The sequence below is a fragment of the Tannerella forsythia genome (assembly GCF_001006485.1).
Lineage (GTDB): Bacteria > Bacteroidota > Bacteroidia > Bacteroidales > Tannerellaceae > Tannerella > Tannerella forsythia.
Genome location: NZ_JUET01000119.1, coordinates 19,039 through 35,140, shown reverse-complemented (window position 1 = coordinate 35,140; position 16,102 = coordinate 19,039). Strand labels below are relative to the sequence as shown.

Annotated in this window: 15 protein-coding genes; 11 read left to right on the top strand and 4 right to left on the bottom strand. The window is 48.4% G+C overall.

What is annotated here, in order from left to right; all coding sequences use genetic code 11:
• Positions 1 to 28: 28 nt before the first annotated feature.
• The 4 genes from Tanf_RS10760 to Tanf_RS10745 form a co-directional block, all read right to left on the bottom strand.
• On the bottom strand, positions 29 to 1,258 hold the full coding sequence (locus tag Tanf_RS10760) for a hypothetical protein (RefSeq protein ID WP_140230595.1): 1,230 nt from the start codon (positions 1,256 to 1,258) through the stop codon (positions 29 to 31).
• A 7-nt stretch (positions 1,259 to 1,265) separates the two neighbouring features.
• Positions 1,266 to 2,276, bottom strand: coding sequence for a DUF805 domain-containing protein (locus Tanf_RS10755; protein ID WP_046825861.1), 1,011 nt, complete (start codon positions 2,274 to 2,276; stop codon positions 1,266 to 1,268).
• A 58-nt stretch (positions 2,277 to 2,334) separates the two neighbouring features.
• Entirely contained in the window at positions 2,335 to 2,895 is a 561-nt protein-coding gene (locus tag Tanf_RS10750) for a hypothetical protein (RefSeq protein WP_046825860.1), read from the bottom strand.
• 177 nt (positions 2,896 to 3,072) lie between these two features.
• Positions 3,073 to 4,185, bottom strand: coding sequence for an InlB B-repeat-containing protein (locus tag Tanf_RS10745; RefSeq protein ID WP_080948622.1), 1,113 nt, complete (start codon positions 4,183 to 4,185; stop codon positions 3,073 to 3,075).
• Positions 4,186 to 4,407: 222 nt separating this feature from the next.
• Here Tanf_RS10745 and Tanf_RS10740 point away from each other — a divergent pair, with 222 nt between their 5' ends.
• The 11 genes from Tanf_RS10740 to kdsA all read left to right on the top strand — a co-directional run bounded on the left by Tanf_RS10740 (position 4,408) and on the right by kdsA (position 15,735).
• A complete protein-coding gene (locus Tanf_RS10740; RefSeq protein WP_036788007.1) occupies positions 4,408 to 5,484 on the top strand; it encodes a PDDEXK nuclease domain-containing protein in 1,077 nt (358 codons plus the stop codon).
• 6 nt (positions 5,485 to 5,490) lie between these two features.
• A complete protein-coding gene (locus Tanf_RS10735; RefSeq protein WP_046825858.1) occupies positions 5,491 to 6,759 on the top strand; it encodes an ATP-binding protein in 1,269 nt (422 codons plus the stop codon).
• Between the two features lie 102 nt (positions 6,760 to 6,861).
• Complete coding sequence (locus tag Tanf_RS13900; protein ID WP_052449087.1) at positions 6,862 to 8,772, top strand: tetratricopeptide repeat-containing sensor histidine kinase; 1,911 nt, start codon at positions 6,862 to 6,864, stop codon at positions 8,770 to 8,772.
• Complete coding sequence (locus tag Tanf_RS10725) at positions 8,769 to 9,380, top strand: response regulator (protein ID WP_046825857.1); 612 nt, start codon at positions 8,769 to 8,771, stop codon at positions 9,378 to 9,380. The genes Tanf_RS13900 and Tanf_RS10725 overlap by 4 nt, the downstream gene beginning before the upstream one ends.
• Before the next feature lie 802 nt (positions 9,381 to 10,182).
• The gene (prmA, locus tag Tanf_RS10715) at positions 10,183 to 11,037 is read left to right on the top strand and encodes a 50S ribosomal protein L11 methyltransferase (protein WP_046825855.1); all 855 of its coding nucleotides are present in this window, start codon (positions 10,183 to 10,185) and stop codon (positions 11,035 to 11,037) included.
• Positions 11,038 to 11,138: 101 nt separating this feature from the next.
• Positions 11,139 to 11,378, top strand: coding sequence for a YtxH domain-containing protein (locus tag Tanf_RS10710; protein WP_041590543.1), 240 nt, complete (start codon positions 11,139 to 11,141; stop codon positions 11,376 to 11,378).
• Between the two features lie 14 nt (positions 11,379 to 11,392).
• Positions 11,393 to 11,794, top strand: coding sequence for a hypothetical protein (locus Tanf_RS10705; protein WP_014223731.1), 402 nt, complete (start codon positions 11,393 to 11,395; stop codon positions 11,792 to 11,794).
• Entirely contained in the window at positions 11,757 to 12,140 is a 384-nt protein-coding gene (locus Tanf_RS10700) for a hypothetical protein (protein WP_041590542.1), read from the top strand. The genes Tanf_RS10705 and Tanf_RS10700 overlap by 38 nt, the downstream gene beginning before the upstream one ends.
• A gap of 249 nt (positions 12,141 to 12,389) precedes the next feature.
• Entirely contained in the window at positions 12,390 to 13,400 is a 1,011-nt protein-coding gene (gap, locus tag Tanf_RS10695; protein WP_046825854.1) for a type I glyceraldehyde-3-phosphate dehydrogenase, read from the top strand.
• A 584-nt stretch (positions 13,401 to 13,984) separates the two neighbouring features.
• A complete protein-coding gene (miaA, locus tag Tanf_RS10685) occupies positions 13,985 to 14,902 on the top strand; it encodes a tRNA (adenosine(37)-N6)-dimethylallyltransferase MiaA (RefSeq protein ID WP_014223724.1) in 918 nt (305 codons plus the stop codon).
• Between the two features lie 26 nt (positions 14,903 to 14,928).
• Positions 14,929 to 15,735 carry a 3-deoxy-8-phosphooctulonate synthase gene (gene kdsA / locus Tanf_RS10680; protein ID WP_014223723.1) on the top strand — a complete coding sequence of 269 codons (807 nt, stop codon included), beginning with the start codon at positions 14,929 to 14,931 and terminating at the stop codon, positions 15,733 to 15,735.
• The last annotated feature ends 367 nt before the right edge of the window (positions 15,736 to 16,102 follow it).

The window sequence follows — 16,102 nt, the reverse complement described above, 5'->3', positions numbered from 1 at the left end:
TTCTTTATGCTCCCTTTCCGGAAGTGGATTATTCATTCTTTTTCTCTGTCGTTTCCCAATAAAGTACAGGGCGTTTACGCTGCGCATCCCACTGCCACGGTGCCGTATCGTCTGTACCGAACGGGAAGCCCGGTATATACCGCTGTTCTTTCTTGTCCAACCCGTCGGGCAACCGCCACCACGATTCTTCCTGCGTGGCAGACAGGGAAACGGCGCGTTTGGGCGACAGTTTCTTTGTTTCCAGTAATTTGTCGTTTACATAGCGACGAATGGGTATCTCCTCACAGTAGTAAAATTGGAAGATGGGAGCTTCCACTCCCGTGATGCCCAATATAGCTTGCGGAAAAGGTGATGCCTGCGCAAACGCTTTGCCGTCACCCCTGGCTTCCAGTTCCTTGTTAAGGGCTACGCAGTGGTACACTACCGACGATTCTGAACGCAGAATTGAGACAAGTCCGTTGGCTGCCCCCACAACCTTTATCAATCCGCGACCCTCTTCGTCGGTTTTACCGAAAATCGAAGCCGTAGAATAACAATAGGAGATGCGCTTCGTGACTAACGGCAGATTGCCCGGAGCGGCACTCATACTCATACCTTTACTGCCCACGCTGATGCCGAAACTTCCCTTGACACCTTTCCCGTTTCCAGCGGCGATGCCTGCTGCCCGTCCCTGTGTTACACGGATGGTGCCATCGGAATAGCAGTGCGAAATGTTGCCGTAGTTGATGCCTGCGACACATCCTCCAAACTGCCCTTTCTCATAGACAAACAGGTGTTTTGTTTTCGTTTTCGCGCCGCTCTTGATGTATTCGCAGGTCAAATCGACAGATGAGACGCAACAAGTGATAAGGCCCATGTTCACACCGGCGAAGGCTCCGATATACAGAATGTCGAGCTTGTCTGTATAAGTTAATTTGCCCGTTATGCGCAGATTCTTCACCACACCTTTTTCACCTATCAGCCCGAACAGCCCAACGCACGCCGTGTTGTCCGTATCGGTGGAAAAGCCGTTGATGGTTATCGTGTGGCCATTACCGTCGAGCGTTCCGTCGAATGCCGTCTCTCCATCCTTGTCCATCCGTCCGATAGGTACCCAGTCGTCAAGCGTCAAATCGTTTTTCAATATGTACGAACCGCTCAGAGTTTCCCTGTCCGTACCGATAGCGGCCAGCTCCTCTGCCGTGCGGATTTCCGTCTGCCCCATCGCCGAACCGATAACGGCAACGAGCAGGGCGGTCAGTATTACTATTCTTTTCATGATGATTTTATGTATTGTCTGTATTGTATTTGGTCTCCTTTTCCGCTGCGACACGATTGGCAACGGCATACACCAACAGCGACAGTGGTACAATAATTTGGAGTTTGTCCACAAAAAGATCAGGATGTTCTCGTAAGAAGAGAACTTCGATTGGAGTCATACTCCAAAGTGTAAGGATAACGCTGCAAACGCTTGCCGCCATCAGCACATAGTTTGCCAGCGGCAAACGCCCTTTTCTTGCCAGCAGCAATCCGCCGTAAAGGATAAAAGCAAGGAATAGCATAATATTCAATACAAATCTCATATTAATATGGAAATCGGTTATTACTGTAGTCCACCGGATTTCCAAGATGAGCAGGAGAACATACGCGGCAATTATCCATCCGCCCACCGTGCGGGAGTAGTCCCTCTTTTGCAGGAAGGCGATTCCCATGATGATGAAAGAGACGGAGACTAAAAAATTACCCAAAAGAGTCAACAGCATGTTGAGTTGATCGGTACCGGTGTACCACCGGTTACTGAATACATCGACAAGGTTCAGCAAACACATATAGATGCTGAAAACGGCGAATGCCGTCAGCCACATCAGTGCCTTTTGTCGCAAATCATATTTCGGGACATTCCCCGTTGTCTCGTCGGGAGGGCTGCCATAGCGATTGTCGCCCGCGCTGCCGTCCAGGCACATCAATACGATGAGCCAGATGCCGCCTACAAAAGGAATAAGACTGACGAGCATCCACCAACCGCTACGACCCGTGTCGTGCAGGCGGCGTACACCGACCGCCATGGCCGGAACCGTCGTCACGGCATAATAAATCGCTATCAGTTTGTACATGAATATCAGCCTGTCGCTGTCGTGATCGAAAGAATCGCCAAACAGCCCCGTGAGCAGTCCGGCGACAAGCGCCCATGCCATTGCGAACAGCAGGTTGAACAACACAAACATCCAAAACTCTTGCCGGCTTGCCCGGCCGCTGAAATCGGCATACTGCCGAAACGCTTTAATAAACCATTTCATAATTTCTTCCTTCTATTTTATGCTCCACTATCCGGAGGCGTGTTAATACTACATTTCTCTAATTCCACACTACATTCTTTTTATCAAAAATACCGCCCTTCACATGAATTGTGACATGTGCACCGTTCTGTACGGCAAATTCATATCTTTCCAATCGGCCGTTAAGTCCAACGACTGAATTTGTCTGTAACAGGTTGTTTTTCATCTTTAGAGGTATGGTTACGGACTCTCCGTTTTTTATTGATGCAATCTCTGTCTTATTAAGATATATAATTGTAGGCACAAGTACCGTAACAGGGCTTGAATCGCGGATGATTGTCAATGAGGCGGGTGTCTGCAAAGTAACATTGGCAGTAGTAGCCCAGCGTTTTTGTTCATTCGCTTCTTTTTCAATAGTTCGGTTCGCTATTCTGTCAGTTAGCCTATTCAACAGATATTTCAATATGCTGAAAATTACCGCCACTATAACAATGATGACCCATTCAGGCACAGAGGAAAAGTGAAGCTTTACTAAAGCTCCTAGTATTATTGCTGTAACCGTTATGAATAATGTGCCTACAAATGATATTTGTGACGCCCACCACGCGCCCTCGTACTTTTTCCACCAAAAGAACAACATACTTTTTCTGTTTTATGCCCCCGCTGCCGGAGGCGGGTTAGTTATAATCGATAGTTTGGGGACGACTGTCCGTTGTTGACTTTCGTTCATCTCGAAAAGTAAATATCCGATGTGCCTCCACCGGCTTGGGCTCACGTAAAAAGAATTTTGTATCATCATCTCTTCATGGGGTTAGGTTTAAAAAGCACGAATAGCACGGGTAGACACGCTGCTTGATTGAGCATAGGTTTTGTTCCTTGCTACTACGGATTTCAATTGGGGAACATAAACGAACGCCGTGCGATCTGATTTTTCCGTCGATGACCAGTATTGGGGCAATGTCAACGGTTTTCCTCCGGGAATGGCTTCGAGCCTTGCATTCAGTGCGGCATTTCCGAACAATAAATCGCAAAGAGTCTTCAACTCGTTAATAGCAGGAAGATACCAACCGTCACCCTTTTTGGTACACCATGAAAAGGCGGGATACCATTTCTCCCAATCTCTCCATTTCTTAATCTTTTCCAGATTTTTAGCACCATCGTTCTCGTCTTTGGCATTCGTGAGTTTATAAACAAAGCCTGTTGCAGTAACTGGCATCCACCATCCGCCCGCATCTTTCACATCGTGTGATACAACCAGTCCATTCTGCTGTGCAGTTTTCTCACGAACCACTATTCCCATACAAGTCTTACCATTGTTCAGCTCTTTGGAGAAACTGCCGTCGCTGTAATAATAATCGCCGATTTTCGGACTTTCTGTAACTGTTCCGCCATTCTCTTTCCACTTGGCATAAAGGGTAAAATTGGCCGTTACACCGCTTACGTTGTAGGGGAAATCTACCTTATTGGTAAGAGCTGCTTCCTTGTACCATCCCTCGAAAGTATGGTTCGCCTTTGCCGGCGGAGTGGGTTCTGCCAACGTGCCGCCCTTGAGTACCTGCATGGCGTGATTGTCGCCCTCGGCGGACCATGCGCCACCGTTCAGATCCCACGCCACCTGCCAGTATTCGGCAACGGCTTCCGCCTGCCACTTGGCACGCAGGGTGAGGTCGCGCGTTACGGGCGATTGGAAATTATAGGCGTTTGTGCCGTCGGCCGACCAGCACACAAACACAAATCCGGTTTTTGTCGGTGCGGGCGACGGAGCGACAGCCGTCTTGCCTTTTTCCACACGCTGCGCCTCCGGCACGGGCGTGCCGCCGTCGGCGTCGAACGTCACGGTGAAGTACGTTTTCACTTCTTCCTTGTCTCCGCAGGAGGCAAGTCCCATTGTGATGATGCCCAGAAGGGCGATAAACAAAATCCGTTTCATAACCTTACCTTATTAATTATTAATATGTGTTACATTCTTCTGTATCATGTTGCAAAATTACCCTCTCTCCACAAGCGCCAATACCCCACTTGTGGGAGTTTTTACCGTCGGGAGACAAAAAATGCACATGAAAGCGGGAAATCGGAGAAAAGTTTCTCGGTTACGGACGAAAAACAGTATCTTTGCAATAAAATAATCGGTTATGGACGACAGATTGCCATTATGATAGACAATAAGCATATTCTTCATTACAGCAAAAGCATCGACTTGCTTTCGGATGCCAGACAGATCATCGATGAGGCAAGAACCGTCGCATACTCTGCGATCAACCTCACTCTTGTCCAAAGGAACTGGCTTCTGGGAAAAAGAATATCCGAAGAGTCATTGAAAGGAGAGGATAGGGCTAAGTATGGTGCGGAAATCATCAAGAAGTTAGCAAAGCAGCTTACCGCCGAGTACGGCAACGGTTTTACCAAAACCAATCTATACAGTTTCATGGACTTCTACCGTGCCTTTCCTGACATTTTCCACACGCATGTGGAAAATTCCCTCCATTGGTCGCATTACAGGACGCTGCTTCAAGTGACCGACCCCGTTGCAAGGGAATGGTACATGAATGAAGCCATCCGGGAGACTTGGAGCGTGCGGACGCTCCAGAGAAATATCTCCTCGCAGTATTATCACCGTCTCCTGCAATCGCAACACAAGGAGTTGGTCGAGAAAGAGATGCTGCAAATCACCGCTCCGCTACAGAAGACCGATAAACTGGAGTTTGTCAAGAATCCGGTTGTGGCGGAGTTTCTCGGACTTGCTTCCCTGCCCGACTTTACCGAGACAGAACTTGAAACGGCTATTATCAATAACCTCCAGAAGTTTCTGATGGAACTCGGCAAGGGGTTTGCCTTTGTCGCCAGACAGCAGCACATCCATACCGGGAAAGATGACTATTACATAGACCTTGTGTTTTATAACTATATCCTTAAATGCTTCTGCCTGTTCGATTTAAAAACGACAAAAGTAAGTCATCAGGACATCGGACAGATGGATATGTATGTCAGGATGTATGACGAACTGAAAAGAAACGAGGGAGATAACCCCACGATGGGGATTATACTCTGTGCCGACACTGACGAAGACATCGCACGGTATTCCATCCTTCATGGGAACGAACAGTTGTTTGCCTCCAAGTACAAACTTTATCTGCCCTCAGAGGAGGAACTCCGTGCGGAAATAGAAACCCAGAAGCAGTTGTTCTACCTTCAGCAGGAAGAGAGGAAGAAATTTTCTGGAATAAAATAATCGGTTATGGACGAAAAATTGCAGACGCTCCGGAAATACAACCTGTGGGATTCCGCCCCGTTTGACTTCGGATACGAGCGAAGCGGATATACGGACAAAATTGCGGCTTACATGGGCAACCGCCTCATCAAAGTGCTCGTGGGACAGCGGCGTGCAGGCAAGAGCTACCTACTGCGCCAAGTGGCGCGGCGACTCGTGGAGGACGGCGTGAAGGCGGAAAACACGCTCATCATCAACCGCGAGTTGTCGGACTTCGACTTCCTTGTCACCCATCAAGACCTCGAAGAGTTGCTCAGGCTCTATAAGTCGGAGCTGAAACCGGAAGGGAAAGTCTATGTCTTCATCGACGAGGTGCAGATGATCGAGGGATGGGAGAAAACCGTAAATTCCTGTTCGCAGGACTATGCCGAGGAGTACGAGGTGTTTGTCAGCGGTTCCAACTCCCGCCTGCTCTCGGGCGAACTCGCCACGCTGCTCTCGGGTCGCTATGTCTGTTTCGAAATACTCCCTTTCAGCTTTTCGGAATACGCCGGCATCAGCGGCAAGGTGGCGGACAAGGCATGCTACACGGAATACATGAACGGCGGCGGACTACCCGAACTCTTCGCCCTGCCGCACCCCGAACTGAAACGCAACTACGTCGCTGCCGTCAAGGATACGGTGCTGCTGCGCGACATCATCCAACGCCACAGTATCCGCGCCCCGAAGCTGCTCGAAGACATTTTCGTGTTCCTGGTGAACAACGCCTCGAACCTTGTATCGGTGAGCGGCATCGTAAACTATTTCAAGAGTCAGGGACGCAAGACGAGCTACGATGCCGTGTCGAACTACATCGGCTACATCGAGGACACATTTCTGGTACATCGCTGCGACCGCTACGACATACGGGGCAAAGACACCATCGCGGGCAATGCGAAATACTATGTCAACGATCTCGCCTACCGGAACTATCTCTATCCGGGCTATGGCTACGGTTTCGGCTACCTGCTCGAAACCCTTGTTTACTTGGAGTTGCGCCGTGCCGGATACGATGTCTATACGGGCGTGGCGAAAGGGAAGGAGGTTGATTTCGTCGCCCGTAAAGCCGACAGGATCGTCTATCTGCAATGCGCCTACCTGCTTGCTGACGAGGCGACGGTGGAGCGGGAATATTCTGCGCTCGAAGCCATCGCCGACAATTTTGAGAAAGTCGTCGTTTCGCTCGACGACCTGACGCTCCCGCTGCGTGAGGGCATCCGCCATGTGCAGGCGTGGAAATTGGCGGAACTGTTATAAGGAAAACGGCAATTGTAACGCAAAAACTCCCACAAGTGGGGTATTGCGTTTCGGACGAGGGACATAATTTTGCAAAACATTAAACATCAAATTCCCTGCAAGATGAAGAGAACAGCCGCCATCCTCCTGCTCGCGCTCGTCGCTCTCTCTGCTTTTGCGGAAGAGAAGAACCGCTATGCCGACTCGCTGCTGCACATCGTGCAGACGAAACGGATGACCGACCTCGAACGGGCGAAACTATATGCCGACATCACCGAGTCGTACTGTGCCCACGACATGCCCAACACCTTCAAATACGGCACGATGGGCTTGGAGGCCGCCCTGCGGTGCGATGACAAGGCACTGATATTCCGTTTCTACAACTACATCGGCTCGACCTACACCTACCGTTGCTCCTACGACACCGCCAAGGTATATCTCGACCTGCAAGTCGCCGCAGCAGAATCCTCCGGTAACAAAAAACTCGTGCAGAAAGCATGGCAGGCGGCGGGCAACTTCTACGCACGCCAAGGGCAATTCATCCTCGCCGTGGAGAGTTATCTCAACATATTGAAACATTTCGACGGCGACGAGAGCAGCCGCGACTACATCATTGCCCATGGCAATATCGGCGAGTGCTACCGCCGTATGGGCAATCCCAAGCGGGCATTGCACTATTTAGAACGGGAACGCGTACTGGCGGAGCAATACGGTGAACCGACCGGCATCGGACAGTCGTACTGCGAACTGGGCTATGTGTATCTGGCATTGGGCGATGCGGACAAGGCGCTGGAATGCATGTTGAAAGTGAAGCCGAAAGAACGGTCTGCACCAGTCAATTATGCAGACCTCTGCGAAGCCCTTGTCAAGGCCTATCTGATGAAAGGAAAGTATCAGGAAGCCCTCGCGTGTGCGGCCGAATGCAAGTATGCTGCCCAGTGGTTGGGCGACCCGTATATCCATACGCTCACATGGAACATCTATGCCGACATCTACCGTGCGCAGGGTCGTTACGACGAATGTCGTACTGCCGCACTGAAAGCGTGGAGCATCGACTCGGTGTCGATCAATACGGCACCCGTTTCGGCGTTTAACATCGCCTTCGCCTCAGCAATGCTCGGCAGACGGGACGAGGCTGCCCGTTTCTTCGGCTTGTATGACCGCATGATGAACGAGCGAACGGACAGGAACTACCACGAGGCACTCTCACAAATGGAGGTCGTGTATGAAACCGAAAAGAAACAGCAGCAGATAGCCTCTCTCGAAAAGGAAAGGGGCTTCTATATAGTAATGGGAGTGTCGGGCGCGCTCATCTTCCTGATTGTCTTCGGGTTGCTTTTCTACCGCCATCGCCTCAACCGCGGGAAGCGTGAACTTGCCGAACGGAAGGTGAAGCAACTGGAACAGGAAAAACAGCTTGTCGCCACACTCGCCCTCTTGGACGGCGAGACGGCCGAGCGTACCCGCTTGGCACGCGACCTGCACGACGGATTGGGCAGCATGCTCTCGGTCATCAAGTTGCACCTGCATGGCATCCGGAATTTCTCCACACTGACGGAAGCGGATACCGAACGACTTGCCAAAGCTCGTGTGATGCTCGACGAACTGGCGGTAGAACTTCGCCGCGTGGCGCACAACCTGATGCCCGAATCGCTCTCACATTGCGGTCTCAAGGCTGCATTAGAGGATTTTTGCCGCTCCATTCCGATAGCAGACTTCAGGTTCTTCGGAGAGGATACGCACCTCGACAACCGCCTCGAAGTACTCATCTACCGCTGCGCCTACGAACTTGTCAACAATGCAATGAAACATGCCGAAGCTTCACGTATCAATGTGCAACTGACCGTCGATGCACGCCTCGTGTCGCTTTCCGTGCAGGACGACGGCAGGGGTTTCGACCCCGATACGGTAACCTATGGGGCAGGCTTTACCAACATACGCAACCGCATCTCAGCCTACAACGGCAAAATCAGCGTCTATTCCTCGCCCGGCGCAGGCACGGAAGTAACCATCGAAATAGAACTCGCATCATGATACAAGTACACATCGCGGACGACCACCGCATGCTGGTCGAGGGATTGCAGGCAGCCATCGAGGATTCGGGGATAGCCAAGGTTGTGGATACCTCGCACACGCTCGCCGCCTGTCGCATCACGCTTCGTTTCAGGCATCCCGACGTGTTGCTCTTGGATATCTCCATGCCCGACGGCAGCGGTATCGATTTCTGCAAGGAGATGCACGAGGCATATCCCGACATGAAGATTCTGATGCTCACCTCCTACGATGAATACACGATGGTGAGCCGCGCCGTCGCCGCCGGAGCATCAGGCTACATCCAGAAAAACGCCCTCTCGGAAGAGGTGGTGAAAGGCATCGAGACCGTCATGACGGGCGACACCTATTTCAGCCGCGACATCGACCGCATGATGAAGAAGCGCATCAACCATTCCGTATGGCTGACTGCCCGCGAGCAGGAGCTGCTGCGCCACATCGTGGACGGCTGCACCAATCAGCAGATTGCCGACCGGATGTTTCTCAGTGTCGAAACCATCAAGACCTACCGCAAGAACCTCATCTTCAAACTTGGCACCAAAAATGCGGCGGAACTGGTGCAAATCGCCATCCGCGATAAGTGGGTGTGAGAAACGATTCTCCTTCTTCAAGCGAACGGGATATGCTGTTTTCTGCATATCCCGTTCGCTTTTCTTCCGAAACGCCACTTCTATCCATATCAACGCCACAAGTACGCAGTTATCTCAAACCTCTAACATACACGGTTTCTTTGATTTACTTTTGTCCGTGCACCGCTGTTGGTGTCATTAAATACGTAGTAATTTCTAAAAAAAAGCTTTTTACGACCGGTTCTTCTGGTCGCAAATATGTTGTAAACGATCGATGATGTCATCCAGCTGTTGCTGTTGCTTTCGAATCTGTTTCGGACGAAAGTAAAACCAATTCAGCATAATCCAGACAATGATAAGACAGGTAGGCAACATGGGCTTTCCAGAGAGGCATGAAAGCAACATATTCATACATGTAAAGAAGTAGTCCAACCGAAAAAAAAAATAAAATACAAATTCAGCACGATCGTTTGCATAACCCGCTGCTTCTTTTATTTTCTCATCCGTTAGATACGAAAAGAAGTAAAATGTTACAACATGAAGTGAAATAAAAGTAAAGCAATCAGATAAAATCTCAAACACTCCCAAACGTTTTTATTGATTGTGGGATATTTCACATAGGGTCAATTTCGCAGTTTCAAAAAGGGATAATATATTCTTAGAAGGAGCGTTTTTAGCTGTTAAAAGTATGTAATTTCCGGCGTAATTTAGCTAAAAAAAAAGAAATAGAAAATTTTGATACGACAGATTTGAACAAGTATAAAAAAATCTAACGGATATCTCCCCAATTGACTATCTTTGTCGGACTGATGAAGCATGCATTATGGATTATTATGAATTTCAATTCAGCTACATCTCGCCTGTAGCTATAGAAATGATCAACGATATTTTGGCAACCGAACTGGGAGTCGTCGGGTTTGAAAGTTTTGTCGCTGACGAAAACGGGTTAAAAGCCTATATTCCCGTTTCCGCTTTTCAGCCTGACGCCCTGGCAAATTGCCTTTTCGCTTTTCCGCTCGAAGACACGGCCATTCATCATACGTATACGTTGATTGCTGCTCGGAACTGGAACGAGGAATGGGAGAAGAATTACTTCCAGCCCATCCGTATCGGCAGGCAATGTCTCATTCGTGCATCGTTCCATCAGCCGGAAGAAGGGTATGAGCAGACCATCATCATCGACCCGAGAATGGCATTCGGAACCGGCAACCATGCCACCACCTATCTCATGCTTTGCGAAATGCTGTCGCTCGACCTGCACGGCAGGGAAGTACTCGACATGGGGTGCGGCACGGCCGTACTTGCCATTTTGGCTGCTCGCAAACAAGCGCGCCGTGTGGTGGCTGTCGACATCGACGAGTGGGCATACCGTAACGCGCTTGAGAACTGCCGGCTCAACCATACGCTCGATATACGGATAGAACAGGGCGGAGCAGAATGCCTTCCGCAGTGCGGCACGTTCGATTATATCTTTGCCAATATCAATCGAAATATCCTGCTGAATGACATCCGCCATTATGCTCCGATATTGAAGCCCGGCGGTTGTCTGTACATGAGCGGCTTCTACGAAGAAGATCTCTCTGCGATAGAACAAGAATGCCGCCTGAACGGATTAACGCTCCTTACGCATACCTCCCGCAATCAATGGGCTGCCGTTCGAACCCAAAAACACGAATAACGGTAATTCATAAATAATATTAAATCATATTCATGTCGTTTGAATCACTGAAAAAAATGCGATATTTGTAATAGTATTCATGTTTTTATAATGTAACTGCGATGAACAGAAATATAGATTCCCAATTACTATCAGGCTTACTGTCAGGCCTCGTGATAGGAGCTGCAGTAGGGGTAACCGTAGGCTACCTAGTCGCAACGGAAAAAAGAGGACCGTTATCCGACGAATTAAACGAATTGATTGGGAATGTGAAAGACGGATTTCAGTGGGCTGTCTCCAAATTCAAAGGAAACCGTGTACATGAAGCCCTCGAAAGTACTCAGGTAATTAAAGTAAAATAGTTCTTTATGAATTTATGAAAATGAATGCAGAGCATTTCTTTCGGGAATTAAAGAGAGATATCACCACTTACGGTGAATTAAAATTCGAGTTGCTCAAAGTAGGAACGTATGAACGGACAGGAAAAGTCATTGCTGTTCTTGCCTATGGCCTGATACTGCTTATCCTTGGATTCTTTCTGAGTCTCTTTGTTTTTCTTACACTTGGTTTTTTTCTGGGAGAGTGGCTTGATTCGAAAGGGACCGGTTTCTCAATTGTGGTGGGCATTTATCTTTTGATGATTGGAGGAGTCGTTCTTTTCAAGGATAAAATCCAGACTTTCGTTTTGAATACCGTAATTGCAGCATTGATTGCCAATGACCATAAAACCGATGAAACCGATGAACAAAACATCTCTGAAGCAGACCCCACTGAGTAAATTACAGGCTGATAAACAGCGTCTCCACCTGTTGTGCCGGATACAGGAGCAGAAACTGAACGAAGAAGTTCTGTATATGCGTGAAAATGCAGGCCGTCTTCTCTTCTCGGGCATATCTGCACTTTTCTCTACCTCCGGCTCATCCAAATCGGAAAAGAAAAAAAACGTCCTTTCTCCGGCTTCGTCTGCCGCTTCGCTTTCGTCGCTCCGACCGGCCGATATCTTGTCGTTAGGTACCGGCATCTTTCCTTATGTCTGGGAATTGGCACAACCTTTGCTCATCGCCTGGGGGATCAGGCGGGCTAAGAAATGGATCGGACATTTGTTCTCTTCAAAGAGAAAGTAAATGGCCAAAATTTAATTTATGTTATGAAGCATGTTTTTCTTCCCGAACAGGCTTCAAACGAAAAAAAATTCATACCTTTGCGCCCGTAAAATCAAGGCAAAAAGATTAAACATGAAGCGTATTATCATGGTTTCAACAATGATCGCAAGCATATTATCGGTATGCGTATCATGCGCTACCCCTTGTGGCTGTTGAACAGAAAAGTCAAAAAAGCATTATATTTCAAACTTTTTTAAAAACTATACAACAATGACAAAAGTAGGTATTAACGGATTTGGCCGTATCGGACGTTTTGTGTTCCGTGCCGCCCAAACAAGAAATGACATTGAAATCGTTGGAATTAACGACCTCTGTCCGGTAGATTACATGGCTTATATGCTCAAGTACGATACCATGCACGGTCGCTTCAAAGGAACCGTTGAATACAGCGTGGAAAAAAGCCAGTTGATCGTCAATGGGAAAGCGATTCGCGTCACCGCAGAAAAAGACCCGGCCAACCTGAAATGGAACGAAGTAGGTGCCGAATATGTAGTAGAGTCTACCGGGCTGTTTCTGACAAAAGAAAAAGCTCAGGGACATATTGATGCAGGCGCAAAGTATGTCGTGATGTCGGCTCCGTCGAAGGATGATACGCCCATGTTTGTTTGTGGGGTGAACCACAACGCATACGAGAAAGGAACGAAATTCGTATCGAATGCTTCTTGTACGACCAACTGTCTGGCTCCTATTGCCAAAGTGTTGAACGACAAGTTCGGGATCAAAGAAGGCTTGATGACGACCGTCCACTCGACCACAGCAACCCAGAAGACCGTAGACGGTCCTTCGATGAAAGACTGGAGAGGCGGACGTGCTGCTTCAGGCAACATCATCCCGTCTTCGACCGGTGCGGCTAAAGCCGTAGGAAAAGTCATTCCGTCGTTGAACGGTAAATTGACAGGTATTTCCATGCGTGTGCCGACCTTGGACGTTTCGGTTGTTGACCTGACGGCCAACCTCGAAAAACCGGCTACGAAAGAAGTCATCTGCCGGGCTATGAAAGAAGCTGCGGAAGGTGAACTGAAAGGGATTCTGGGATACACGGAAGACGCTGTCGTTTCTTCCGATTTCCTTGGCTGCGAACTGACATCGATCTTCGACGCCAATGCCGGAGTATATCTGACAGATACCTTCGTGAAGGTGATTGCATGGTACGATAACGAAATCGGCTACTCGAACAAAGTGCTCGATTTGATTGCCCACATGGCCAAAGTAAACGGATAACCCGTTTTCGATTTATCGCAGAGGAGGGTGTGTCTGAACGCAAGGTTTGGGCATGCCCTCTCTATGTATAAGAATACGAGCAATGAAAGCCATACCGAAAAAACTGAAGCAAATCCGTAAATTCACCGATTGGTCAACAAATTTCCTCCCCGGATTAAAAAAAATAGAAAGTTAAATAAATATAAAAACAGGATTCCGGAGAAACCAATCCGGCTTTTTTATGTTATCTTTATAGCGATGTTAGGATTTTCGCATCCCTTTCATCTTTATGTCTAATTTAAAATCAGGAGCGATGAAAGCATTTTTTTCGAAGAGTCTTCTAAAGACCCAAACAGGGAACAATGACATCGCAAAGAATGACCTCTATGCGAACAGGGATTATTATTGCGAAGGTCAGGAAGTTCGGATTGAAGTATCCGAAAGCGGCGCAAACGTCCGGGAGGGCAGCGCAGGTGTAAAAGTAAAAAAACAAAAGTTTTCCGCCTGCTATAACATGTTCTTTTAGTGACGGTCAACTCACTTAATGGAAGGTTCGTCCGATTTGGGCATTTTCCGTTTTCTTCTTACATTTGTACGACTGAAAAATGGGAACGTACGAACTGATTACGATCTTAGGGCCAACCGCATGCGGCAAAACAAGCTTTGCCGCAGCATTGGCCGCGGATTTGAATACTGAAATCATCAGCGCCGATTCGCGCCAGGTTTACCGTCGAATGGACATCGGGACCGGCAAAGATACGGAGGACTATACGGTCGGAAAGAAAAACATTCCGTATCATCTGATCGATCTTTGCGAACCGGGCACGAGATACAATGTCTTCCGCTATCAACACGATTTTTTCCATATATTCGATAATCTCAGACGGAAAGGTATTACCCCGATTTTGTGTGGAGGGACGGGCATGTATATCGAAGCCGTACTCAAAGGTTACAAGCTGCTCGATGTGCCGCCCAATCCGGAACTGCGCGAATCGCTCAGAGGCAAGTCGCTCCGAGAGCTTGAAACGATGCTGTCTTCGTACAAAACGCTGCATAATAAAACGGATGTAGACAGCGCCCAGCGAGCCATTCGAGCCATCGAAATCGAAGAATTTTATCAAACACAGGCGCCCGACCGGAACGAATTTACACCGATAAACAGTCTGATCATCGGTCTTAACATTGATCGCGAACAACGACGCCAACGTATCACCCGACGGCTTCATGTACGCCTCGAACACGGAATGATCGAAGAAGTGCAGTCACTTCTTGATTCGGGTATCGCACCGGACGACCTGATTTACTACGGTCTCGAATATAAATTTATCACTCTGCATCTGATCGGCAAGCTGACTTACCGCGAAATGGTCGAACAATTAGAGATAGCCATTCATCAGTTTGCCAAGCGACAAATGACCTGGTTTCGCGGTATGGAACGACGCGGATTTACGATTCACTGGATCGATCAGGCATGGTCGACGGAAGAGAAAATAACCCGATGCAAGGCGCTACTTATGGCATGAATTGACTTATTAAACATCATATCACAATGACTATTGAACGATTAACAAACTCGGAGAATTTCTTTTTATTAGCCGGTCCCTGCGTTATCGAAGGGGAAGAGATGGCATTACGTATCGCAGAAAAAATCGTCGGGATCACTCGAGAGCTTCATATACCATACGTTTTCAAAGGTTCGTATCGTAAAGCCAACCGTTCGCGCATCGATTCGTTTACGGGTATCGGCGACGAGAAAGCGCTGCGTATCCTGCGTAAGGTGGGCGAAACTTTCGACATTCCAATCGTTACGGACATCCATGAGACGTATGAAGCCGCCTTAGCCGCCAACTACGTGGATATGTTACAGATTCCCGCATTCCTCTGTCGTCAGACCGATCTGCTCGTTGCCGCGGCAAAGACCGGAAAGATCGTCAACATCAAAAAAGGACAGTTTCTTGCGCCTGAGTCAATGCGGTATGCGGCACAGAAAGTGGTGGATGCAGGCAATCCGAACGTGGTCCTTACCGAGCGCGGCACGACTTTCGGCTATACCGACTTAGTTGTCGATTTTCGCAGTATCCCCAAGATGCGGCAATACGGCTTCCCCGTGATTACGGACATCACCCACTCGTTGCAGCAGCCCAACCAAGCATCGGGCGTTTCGGGCGGGCTGCCCGAAATGATCGAGACGATCGGGAAAGCCGCCGTGGCGGTAGGTACAGATGGGTTGTTTATCGAGACGCATCCTAATCCTTCACAAGCCAAGTCGGACGCAACCAATATGCTTCCGCTCGATCTGTTGGAGGGCCTTCTGACAAAACTGGTACGGGTACGTCAAGCGGTACAGTATCCGTAAAAATAAAAAAAAGGAAAATTTTCTTTTCTCCCGCTGAGTATTCCTTTGTAACAACTTCATTTTTTGCGATTGATTAAACAGCATCCCCCAAAATGAAATACTCTTAAAAGTTTCAGGGTTGGACTCCGGAAGACCAAAATAGCGATTAAAAACTCAATGCGAAATAATGTCTTGCCTCTTTGTGAACAGAGAACTTTACATGCGTCGAAGATATGCACAAAAACGGATCGGATGTGCATTTTCTTATTTAAAAACATTGAAATCCGAAATCATTCACTACTTTTGCAAGCGATAACGCAGAGATGAAAACAGGTCGAAACTGTTTGCAACGGGCACTTTAACATGTTTCCGAGGCTGTTCCAAAACA